Origin of the sequence: Chitinophaga sp. (genome assembly GCF_035564935.1) — a bacterium.
Classification (GTDB): Bacteria; Bacteroidota; Bacteroidia; order Chitinophagales; family Chitinophagaceae; genus Chitinophaga.
The window spans coordinates 1-11,167 of sequence record NZ_DATMTE010000945.1 but is presented as its reverse complement, the minus strand read 5'-3'; the positions used below and the strand labels follow the sequence as shown (position 1 = coordinate 11,167).

General features: G+C 48.0%; 8 protein-coding genes. 7 read left to right on the top strand and 1 reads right to left on the bottom strand.

What is annotated here, in order from left to right:
• The first annotated feature begins 74 nt into the window (after positions 1-74).
• Positions 75-1,205, top strand: coding sequence for an epoxide hydrolase (locus VN105_RS24575; protein ID WP_325645218.1), 1,131 nt, complete (start codon positions 75-77; stop codon positions 1,203-1,205).
• Here VN105_RS24575 and VN105_RS24570 read toward each other — a convergent pair.
• Positions 1,183-2,265, bottom strand: coding sequence for an acyltransferase (locus VN105_RS24570; protein ID WP_325645216.1), 1,083 nt, complete (start codon positions 2,263-2,265; stop codon positions 1,183-1,185). The two genes, VN105_RS24575 and VN105_RS24570, sit on opposite strands and share 23 nt — an antisense overlap.
• Before the next feature lie 139 nt (positions 2,266-2,404).
• Here VN105_RS24570 and VN105_RS24565 point away from each other — a divergent pair, with 139 nt between their 5' ends.
• The 6 genes from VN105_RS24565 to VN105_RS24540 form a co-directional block, all read left to right on the top strand.
• Positions 2,405-2,662 (top strand): hypothetical protein, encoded by a 258-nt coding sequence (locus VN105_RS24565; RefSeq protein WP_325645214.1) that lies wholly within the window; start codon positions 2,405-2,407, stop codon positions 2,660-2,662.
• Positions 2,663-2,843: 181 nt separating this feature from the next.
• A complete protein-coding gene (locus VN105_RS24560; protein WP_325645212.1) occupies positions 2,844-3,443 on the top strand; it encodes an RNA polymerase sigma-70 factor in 600 nt (199 codons plus the stop codon).
• A 168-nt stretch (positions 3,444-3,611) separates the two neighbouring features.
• On the top strand, positions 3,612-4,802 hold the full coding sequence (locus VN105_RS24555) for a FecR family protein (protein ID WP_325645210.1): 1,191 nt from the start codon (positions 3,612-3,614) through the stop codon (positions 4,800-4,802).
• Positions 4,803-5,004: 202 nt separating this feature from the next.
• Entirely contained in the window at positions 5,005-8,343 is a 3,339-nt protein-coding gene (locus tag VN105_RS24550) for a TonB-dependent receptor (RefSeq protein WP_325645208.1), read from the top strand.
• Positions 8,344-8,362: 19 nt separating this feature from the next.
• Positions 8,363-10,168, top strand: coding sequence for a RagB/SusD family nutrient uptake outer membrane protein (locus VN105_RS24545; protein WP_325645206.1), 1,806 nt, complete (start codon positions 8,363-8,365; stop codon positions 10,166-10,168).
• Positions 10,169-10,181: 13 nt separating this feature from the next.
• On the top strand, positions 10,182-11,167 hold a 986-nt coding region (locus VN105_RS24540), incomplete at its 3' end, for a glycoside hydrolase family 172 protein (RefSeq protein ID WP_325645204.1).

Below are 11,167 nucleotides of genomic sequence, written 5' to 3'. Positions count from 1 at the left end.
ATTAAAGTGGTAATTTAAAACCCCTCCCCATCCCGGCTTTCTTTTTGTACCATCCCGGTACAAAACGCCTCCAAATGATACAACCATTCCAGGTAAACGTAGCCCAGCCGGTACTGGACGATCTGAAAGCCCGTATCCTCGCTACCAGGTGGCCGGAAGCCATAAGTAACGAACACGGGATGAACCTTTCCTTCATGAAAGAACTCGCCACTTACTGGATCGCAGATTTCGATTGGCGGAAAACAGAAACAGCCATTAATGCCTGGCCTAATTTTATAGCAGAAATAGATGGTTATAAAATACATTTCCTGCACATAAAAAGTAAACACCCCAATGCCATTCCGCTTATTATTTCCCATGGATGGCCCGGTTCTTTCCTGGAAATGCTGAAAGCGTTGCCTGAGTTAACAGGGAACGCAACAACGCCCTTTGATGTGGTAGTGCCTTCGCTATTGGGTTTTGGCTTCTCAGGTAAACCGGTGGAAGAAGGAGTAAATACATCGCTGATGGCGCAGCTTTGGGTAAAGCTGATGGACCAGCTGGGCTATCATCAATTCATTGCCCAGGGCGGCGATTTTGGCGCCATTATTTCCACCCGGATGGCTATGCAATACCCGGAAAAACTGATGGGGCTGCATATGAACTACATTCCTTTTAATTATAAGCCTTTTATACCACCCGGTGAAAAGCTCACAAAAGAGGAAACAGATGCGCAACAGCAAACGTATCGTTTCTTCCAGCGGGAAGGCGCTTATGCACAGGTACAAACCACAAAGCCGCTCACGCTTTCCTATGTACTGAATGATTCTCCTGTGGGGCTATGTGCATGGATCCTACAGATTTTCCGGAGCTTTTCAGACCCTGGTATGACGCTGGATCAACTGTTTAGGAAAGATGAACTGCTGTCGGATGTGACCCTGTACTGGATCACAGAAACAATTCACGCTTCCATGCATTTGTACAGTGAAGTGCAGAAAGAACCCCTGGACTTTGGAGAACATGATTTCATAAACGTACCTGTTGGCATAGCGCATTATCCTTATCCGCAAAGCTTTCCTGCGCGGAAATACGTTGAACGGGGATACAATGTGCGTTACTGGAAAGAGATGCCGGCCGGCGGCCATTTTGCAGCCATGGAGCAGCCGGCACTGTTTGCCGCGGATATCCGGGAATTTGTGAACACTATTTACGCCTTCGCGCCGTAAGATATTTCCGCACCGGCATATCATAAGCCACCATTACCAGGTAGGAAAAGCCCACTAAAAGAATGGTACCGCCGGTGATAATTATCACGAGCTGCGCTGTTCCCGGCTTGTGGGTGGCATAATAGTTCCCGAACATCCACATGGCTGCATAATGTGTCATGTAGAGCGGGTAAGATATCTTACCGGAAAAAACACACAGTTTTTTAAACCCGGTAGAGAGCGTGGCGCCTGCGCCGAGTGCTATCAACAGGGGAAAATAAAATAATACCACTAACAGTTCCACCAGCCAGTTCCATTGAAAATAGGGCATTACAAGCGCCAGTAGCAATAACACCGATAACCCGGCAAAACCCAAACGGTTTTTAATGATCGCGTTAAAACGGAATACCAGGAGGCCGGCCAGGAAAGAATAGAAGATACGCGCACCGCCATCCCAGAAATTGCCTTTTCCCCAGCCACCCATCAGGTTACCGGCCTTATACGCCACTATGGAAAGAGCAGCAGCTGCCAGCAGGGCAAGTATCACCAGGTATCGCCGGCTGATTTTACAGAGAATAAAAGCATATACAATGTTGGCCGCATATTCCCAGAACAGTGACCAGGCGGGCGCATTCAGGCCAAACTGGTTAAACGCCCTGTCGGCCATTACCGGCCATGGAATGAGGAACGCGGAGGCCAGGAACAGCAACAATATTTTACCGGTTCCGTATAATTCAGGCTGGCCGCCGAAGGGGTCGAAGAGAAGTGCCAGCAGACCCAGCACAGACCCGGAAATCACGAGGGGATGTAACCTGATGAGCCTCGACTTAAAGAATTGCATCACGCCCATTTTCCCGATACGGCTATCATAAGCGTATCCTATCACGAACCCCGAGAGGCAGAAAAAGAAATCTACCGCCAGGAAGCCGTGCCCCACAAAGTTTTTACTGTAGTCGGTATACACTATTTCCATAAAATGAAAAACAACTACTGTAAGGGCGGCTATGCCTCTTAATCCGTCTAATATTTCAAAATGTTGTTTGGTCTTTAGCAGGTCCGGGTTCAGTTTGTTCACGTTCATTAATTACAATTACAGGTAAATGATCGCCTGCCTTCACTGTGGCGGCGGGTTGTAAATAAATGACATTATTCCCGGATTTCCTAACCAGCCTGTTAAGCTGGTGTATCTTTTGTGATCAATGAACCATAAAATAATGCATATGGAAACTACAGATATCACCGTTTATATCGACAACAAGCCTTACCGTTTTCACATTGATGTGGATTATGAGAACGAGAAAACCACCTACCGGGTATCCACGGATGCGGAACAGAGCGAAACACTTGATTTTATGCCTGCCAGCCTGCAATTTAATGAAGATGGAAAGGTGACTGTAAAGGAGCGGCTGCGCACCGTGGAGCAGGAGCAGATTGCACGGCTGATATGGCAGGAGATCCTTGATAAGATGAAACCATGAAACGATTTGTGGCTGGTTTGCTACAGCTCATTTTCCGTTCTCAGCCATAAAACAGGCCGATGCCAATATAGTATCAAAATTTGCTAATCACGTTGAATTTTTTTAGCAGATGATATCATAATTTGACCTCACTGTATTCCCGTTCTCCACCAGGTGGTTTTTAAAGAAGTGAGGTCATTTAATGAAAACAACTGAAATCATCAACGAAGAATATTATGCGATCCGTCTGCAACAGGGCGATGAAACAGCATTCCGTTATATAATGAACCGGTATTTTGCGGTGATCACTAATTTCGCCAGGAGGATCGTGGTGAACAATGCCGTGGCGGAAGATGTAGCGGAGGAAACATTCATTAAGTTATGGAACGATCACGAAAAAGTAGGTTCCTTTCAGTCTATAAAGGCATTCCTGTTCATTGCAGCAAAAAATGCCTGTATCAATGAATTGAGAAAAGAGAAAAACCTGCAATACCGTCATCATGCCTATGCCGCCAGTATGGCCGGCGAAGCGGATTTCATCGCCAACGAAATTATCCGCGCGGAAGTGAAAGCGGAAATATTAAGAGCAGTGAACAGTTTACCTGAAAAGATGAAACGGGTATTCCAGCTCGGCTTCCTGGAAGGATTACCCAACCGCAAAATTGCGGAAGAATTAAAAGTGTCTGTTAACACGGTGAAATCCCAGAAGTTCCGCGCACTGGAACTGGTAAAAGGAAAACTCCATGGCAAAGATATCCTGCCTTTTGCTTTAATAATACTGGCGGCGCTTCACAAGGAATAGTCGCCGGAAAATAGCTCCCTTAAAAAAATTTTTTCTCCTCCACTCACCCGAAATGATCCGGGCAGTGTATCCACTATATAACGTCAATAATTTTTTTCGTTAAGCAATGCAGTCCGTGACCCTGTAATGTGTGGTCACAGGGATCATGGCTGCATACTATTATTTTCTATGGAAGAAAAAGATGTACAACAGCTATTGCGGATAGCGCAACTCATTTACCGGCAACGATCGGGTGAGCTGGATGAAACAGAACAGGAAACGCTGAACACCTGGCTGGCGGCCAGTGAACAAAACCGGCAGTTATTCCGGGAGCTTTCCAGTGAACAACTGGAAGCTATCACGCGCAGCGAGGCGGATCAGGAAAGCCTGCAGGCATCTGTTGAAAGAGTGTACCTGGCCACCGGTATTAAACCCGGACCGGCAAATATATATATGAGTAAGTGGAGAACATGGCGTTGGGCAGCAGCTGTACTTGTACTGGCTATTGCCGGCGCCTGGGCGCTGCGGCTGGTAAAAGAAAGGAAGCCGCCGCTGGCGGCAGTCCACACCACAGATGTGGAACCGGGCAGTCGCAAAGCCACCCTGCAACTGGGAAATGGGAGTACCATTGTACTGGATGATGCGCAAAACGGCGTTATCGCCAACCAGGGTAAAACGGTGATAAAAAAATCCGCTAATGGTCAGTTGGTATATGATGCTTCTGCAGCTACCGCAACAGAAATCACCTACAACACCATCGCCACTCCCAACGGCGGCGAATACGAAGTAATACTGCCCGATGGATCACACGTATGGCTTAATGCGGCGTCATCTATCCGCTTTCCCGCCGCATTTACCGGAAATTTCCGCAAAGTGGAAATTAACGGGGAAGCCTATCTCGAAATAGTAAAAAATGCCAAAGCTCCTTTCATCGTTGTTTCCGGTAAACATTCGGTGGAGGTGCTGGGAACCGCTTTCAACATCCAGTCGTATCCGAAAGAAGAAAATATCGCTACCACATTAATACAAGGCAGCATCCGCATCGCTGCAGGCAAACACACCAAAGTGTTGCAGCCGGGTCAGCAATCGCTCGTGGGCAGGAACACGGGCGATATCCGGCTTGCCGCCGAGGTGAATATGGAGGAAGTGCTGGCATGGAGAAACGGCAAATTTATTTTTGACGACACCAATATGAAAACCGTTGTAAGCCAGCTGGAACGCTGGTATAACGTAAATATCGATTATACCGGTATGGAAGACTACCATTTCAATGGAGAAATATCGAGGAATGTGAGTCTTTCGAAAGTATTAAAGATGATGGAACTCACCAGTAATATCCACTATAAAATAAACGACAGGAACATCTACATGACAAAATAAGAAAAGCAATAAAGACAAAAAACCGGAAGCGCGGGAACGCTGCCGGTTACTGTCAGGCTAATGGGGACTTCGTATCAATAAAATCCTTCAACCTTAACATCGCAAATGTATGAATTTTATCATTCATCGCAAGGACCATCTGCGCCTATCCAAACCGGTGCCATGGAATTGCTTTATCAACCATTCCAAAGTACTCCTGGTTATGAAACTAACTGCTCTACTCTTAACAGGTATCTGCCTGCAGGTCAGTGCAACGGCCTGGTCGCAGGAGGTCACACTTTCAGAGAAAAACGCGCCGCTGAAAAAGGTGTTACAGCAGATCAGCAAACAAAGCGGTTATACCTTTTTTTACGACGCCCGCTATCTCAACGAAGCCAAACGCATTAACGTAGAAGTAACCAAATCTCCTGTGGATAAGGCGTTGGATGCGTGCTTCGCCGGTCAGCCTTTTACCTACGAAGTGCTGGACAGAACCATTATCGTAAAAAGAAAAAAGACGGAAGAGAAAACAACCACGCCAACAGCCGCTTATAGTTGGGTACTGTCCGGTAAAGTGATCAGCGAAAAAGACGAAGCCTTGCCGGGCGCTACCATCAAAGTACTGGGAACCTCTAAAGGCGTAGTTACCGATGTGTACGGGAAATTCCTGGTAGAAATCGGCAACGAAAATGATTCCCTGTCTGTTACCTTCATCGGTTACAAAACACAGATCATCCACCCCGGCACCCGGAAAACCATTCTCGTAAAACTGCTGCCCGACCTCGAAAACCAGAAGCTCAATGATGTGGTGATTGTAGGCTTCGGTACACAGAAGAAAGTATCTGTTACCGGCGCCGTATCTACCGTAAAGGTGAGTGAACTGCAGCAATCGTCCACGGCGTCCCTGTCTAATGCCATTGGCGGGCGGCTGCCAGGTATCATCACGCGGCAAAACTCTGCAGAACCCGGTTTCGACGCGGCCAGTGTGTTTATCCGCGGCCTCGGTACTTTCACCGGCAACAAATCGCCCCTCATCCTGGTAGATGGCATTGAGCGCGATATGAACAACCTGAACGTGCAGGAAATAGAAACCTTCTCCGTATTGAAAGATGCGTCGGCTACCGCTGTTTATGGTATCCGCGGCGCCAACGGTGTAATCCTCATCAATACAAAAAGAGGAGCGGAGGGAAGACCCATAGTATCCTTCCGTACGGAAACCGCCCGCCTTACCGGTATGCGTTTCCCCAAATATATCAACAGCTATGAGTATGCTATCCTGGCGAATGAAGCCATGAAGAATATTGGTAAGCCTCCCTTTTATACGGATGAGCAGGTACAGAAATACAAAGACCATTCAGACCCTTACCTGTATCCTGATGTAGACTGGATAGACGTGGTGCTGAAAAAACATACCATTCAAACTATCAATAACCTCAGCGTAAGGGGCGGTAACCAAACATTCCGTTATTATACCAACGTTGGTTATACGTTTGTAGATGGACTTTATAAAGAAGATAAATCCGTTCCCTATAAAACCAACACCAGCTTAAAACGGTACAACTTCAGATCAAACGTAGATGCCAATCTCTCCAAAAACCTGACGATGGATCTTAGTCTTGGTGGTATCATCGAAAACGGCAACGCGCCTGGCTTACAAGGCGGCGCCTCTGAATTGTTTGACGCACTGAGATGGACACCCAACAACGCTTACCCGGTGAAAAATCCCAACGGATCTATTCCCGGCTTAGGTACCTTCCTGAATGAAAATCCATTTACAAAAAGTACACAAACAGGGTACCAGAAGCGGTTCCGTAATACCATACAAAGCTCCCTGGGCGCTACCTGGGACTTATCCTCGCTGGTAACAAAAGGACTGAAACTGAGAGGACTCTTTGCCTACGATTACTACGGCGCTATGACCACTGTACGTGTAAAAAGCCCGGCCTCTTATCAATACCTCGGCCCCGATGCCAATGGGGTGGATCAATACCAGCTCATTAAAACGGAACAGGCGCTGGGATATTACACCAACTCCGGCGCCAACCGTGCGGCTTACCTGGAAGTATCCGCCAACTACGACCGCTCCTTTGGCGATCACCGCGTAGGCGGCCTGATACTGGGTAACCGCCGGGAGTATGTAGACCTGATGGCCGGAAATTCCATTGGCAATATTCCCTTCAGGCGGCAGGGACTGGCCGGTCGTGTTACCTACGACTACAGCTCAAAATACCTCGTGGAATTTAACGTGGGATACAATGGTTCGGAAAATTTTCCTAAAGGAAAACGCTATGGGTTTTTCCCTTCTGCTGCTGCAGGATGGCTGGTGTCTAACGAAAACTTCTGGAATAAAAACATTATCAGTTTCCTGAAAATAAGAGGTTCTTACGGACAGGTGGGCAACGACCAGATAGGCGGCGCCAGGTTCCTGTTCCAGACAACCATCGACAAAGCCCCCGCCCATGCCTGGATGGACCCCTACTATATGTTCGGCGCCAACCAAACCTACCAGACCGGCGCTTTCATGGAAAGCCGCATCGGCAACCAGAATGTTACCTGGGAAGTAGCTACCAAAGGAAATATCGGGGTAGATATGGAACTGCTCAATGGCAAGATCACACTCACCGTAGATGCCTTCAAGGAACGCAGGAACGGCATCCTCATTGCACGGCAACAAATACCCATATCAGCAGGTTACCCCGCAGGGATCATTCCCTATGCTAACCTGGGAATAGTGAACAACCAGGGTGTAGATGGAAACATCGAAATCAAGAACAGGACAAAATCAGGCTTCTATTATTCCATACAGGGCAACTTCACCTATGCCCACAATGAAATAGTGGAAGATGATTCTCCTGTAAGGCCGCTGGCTTACCAGAACAGCCGGGGGCAAAGCATCGACCGGCCCTTCGGTTATGAAGCCATTGGCCTGTTCAAAGACCAGGCAGACATCGACAAAAGTCCGTCGCAAACAACCCTGCAATCGGTAACGCGCCCCGGTGATATCAAGTACCGCGACCTGAACGGCGACGGTAAAATAACGCCAGACGACAGAACCTATTTCGGCTACGCACGTAACCCCGAAATCATGTATGGCTTTGGGGGTACAGTAGCCTGGAAAGGAATAGATATGAGCATCTTCTTTACAGGCGCCGCCAAAACGAGCTACCTGCTCAGCGGCCGCAGCTCTTACGCATTTTCAGGCGGTGTAGGCAATTACAACGTAATGCGCGAAGTATACGATAATCGCTGGATACCAGGTGCCGATAATACCAACGCCAAGTATCCAACAGTAATTGATATCAATAACACCAACAACTACGTAACCAGCACTCTTTATATGAAAAACGGCAACTACCTGCGCCTGAAATCAGCAGAGATAGGGTATACGTTTACGAAAACACTCACAAAAAGAGTAGGTATCAGCAGCATCCGCGCATTTGTAAACGGTACTAATCTCGCCGTGTGGGACGATATCAGAATAGCAAATCCCGAAATAGACAACGGGGAAAGCCTTTACCCGCTGCAAAGCAGTGTCAACGCAGGTGTACAGGTAAATTTTTAAAAGCATTAAAATCATTAGGATGAAAACGATCACAAAATATAGTGCGTTCCTGTTCCTTCTCCTGGCAGCAGTATCCTGTAAAAAAGATTTCCTGGATAAAGCGCCGGACGATGACCTGACCATTGCGGATGTATTCTCGAACCGCGATTACGCGAATAATTTTCTTACCAACGTATATTCCCATCTGCCGGATGAAATGGTATGGGCAGATAACAAAGACAATCCTTTTCACGGCGCCGCCGATGAGCTGAAGCAATTCTATCCGCCATCGTTCTGCAACAGCATGACCTCCGGTGCATGGGATGCCAACTCCACCGTGATCAACCCATGGGCGCGGAACTACGCAGGCCTGCGTAAAGCAAATATCTTTATTGAAAATATCGACAAGGTACCGCTGGACCAGTTCTACACCAAAGAAGCGCGCGACCGGCAGAAGGGTGAAGCCATCTTCCTGCGGGCTTTCTATCACTTCTTACTGGTACGGCTATACGGACCTGTACCTATTGCAGACAGCAGCATATCACTGGATACTGATTTCAAAAGTATCCGTCGTCAGCCACTGCAAAAATGTGTGGACTATATCGTATCGCAATGCGACCAGGCAGCTGCATTGCTGCCTGCGCGTATTACTTCCGAAACAGAATACGGCAGGCCGGCAAAATCTGCTGCACTGGCCCTGAAAGCCAGGGTGCTGCTGTATATGGCAAGCCCTTTATTTAACGGCAACCCCGATTATGTAAATGTAAAAGACCACGAAGGCGTACAGCTGTTTCCCGCTTTCGATGCCAGCCGCTGGCAGGTAGCCGCAGATGCTGCAAAGGCATGTATCGAACAAACACAGGCTGCGGGGTACGCGCTGTATACATCTCCCGGGAATAATCCTATAAAAAATTACCAGGAAATATTCTACATGAATAATAACCAGGAAGTATTCTTTGCTTACAACGACGGTACTTACGATGGCCTGGATGTTTATAATGAGCCGCTGAGTCTTGCCGGCTTTACCTTACATGCACCCACGCAGGATATTGTAGACCAGTATGAAATGGCCAACGGGCAGCGGCCGATCACCGGCTACACTGCTGATCATACACCTGTTATCAACGCTGCATCGGGTTATACGGAAACGGGCTTTACAGATACACCCGGCCCCGACAACCTGTATGTAGCCGGTACCAGCAATATGTATGTGGGCCGTGAGCCAAGGTTCTATGCCAGTATCAATTTTTCGGGATCGGTATGGAAAACACGCACCGGCGGATTGGAGTTCTGGTTTAAAGGTGCAGATGGAAAGTTACGCGCCGGTGGCGGTAACTATAGTGTAACCGGTTACCTGCTAAAGAAATTATCTGACCCGAATTTTGTTTTTAAACCACAGGAGAAGAAAACGCTGCGCACCTGGATCTTTTTCAGGCTGGGAGAACAATACCTCAACTATGCAGAGGCGCTCAATGAAGCACAGGGCCCGGTAGGGGATGTGTATAAATATGTAAACCTGATCAGGAACCGTTCCGGACTGCCCGCGCTGCCGGGCGGTTTAAGCAAGGATGACATGCGTGAGCGTATTCACCACGAAAGACAAATAGAGCTGGCGTTTGAGTCGCACCGCTACTTCGATTGCCATCGCTGGAAAATTTCCGAAACAACAGACAATGGGAATATGTATGGACTGAATATTTATGCAGGGGAATCAAAAACAGATCCTGCGTTCTTTAAAAGAACGGTTTTTGAACGCCGGGTTTTTGAGAAGAAACATTACCTGTGGCCCATGCTGAAATCTGAAACAGACAAGAATCCTAACCTCCTTCAAAACCCGGGATGGTAATAAAATAAACGGCATGAAAATATTTTTGATGATGTTAATCCTCCTGCCACTAAGCCTGGCGGCGCAGGAGCTGTATAAACTCCCCGCAGATGCAGACACGCGCTGGATCAGCTTCGAGAACCGCTCCGGCGCCAAAGGGCAGGCCGGCATGGAAAATAAAGGCGCCAAAGGACATGCCTGCGATACGCTCAAAGCCGGCGGAAGTGTAACCCTGGTGGATTACAGCGGCGCCGGTGTTATTAACAGGATCTGGCTTACTACTTCGCATAAACCGGAAGCGCTACGGTCCATTCATATCGATATGTACTGGGAAGGCGCCTCCAAACCCGCCGTATCCGTGCCTTTGGGCGATTTCTTTGGCATAGGGCTGGGGCGGAGAACCTCCTTTCAATGCGCCTTGTTCTCCGATCCCGAAGGACGGTCGTTCAACTGCTATATTCCCATGCCCTTTAATAAACACGCAAGGATAGTGCTGGTGAATGAATCAAAGGAATCGCACCTGCTGTTTTATGATGTGAACCTTACCGTGTTGAAGAAACCGCAGAAAGACCTGCTATATTTTCATGCTTACTGGAGCAGTAACAAACAAACCAAACTGGGCGATGACTTTGAAGTGCTTCCCGTTATTAAAGGGAAAGGCCGTTACCTCGGCAGCAATATGAGTGTAATAGCAGATACGCTATACGGCAACACCTGGTTTGGGGAGGGAGAAGTAAAAATGTATCTCGATGATGATACGCAATATCCTACACTGGCGGGAACCGGCACAGAAGATTATATAGGAACGGGCTGGGGACAGGGTGTGTTTGCGCATATGTACCAGGGATGCCCCGTGGCAGATACCAAAAAGAAACAGTTTGCCTTTTACCGGTATCATATCCCCGACCCTGTTTATTTCCGCAGCAGCTGCCGTGTAGCCATACAGCAGATGGGCGGCGGCGGCAGGGGGCAGCTGAGGGATGCCGTAAAGGCTGGCGCGCGCCTGAAAGTAGTTACCGT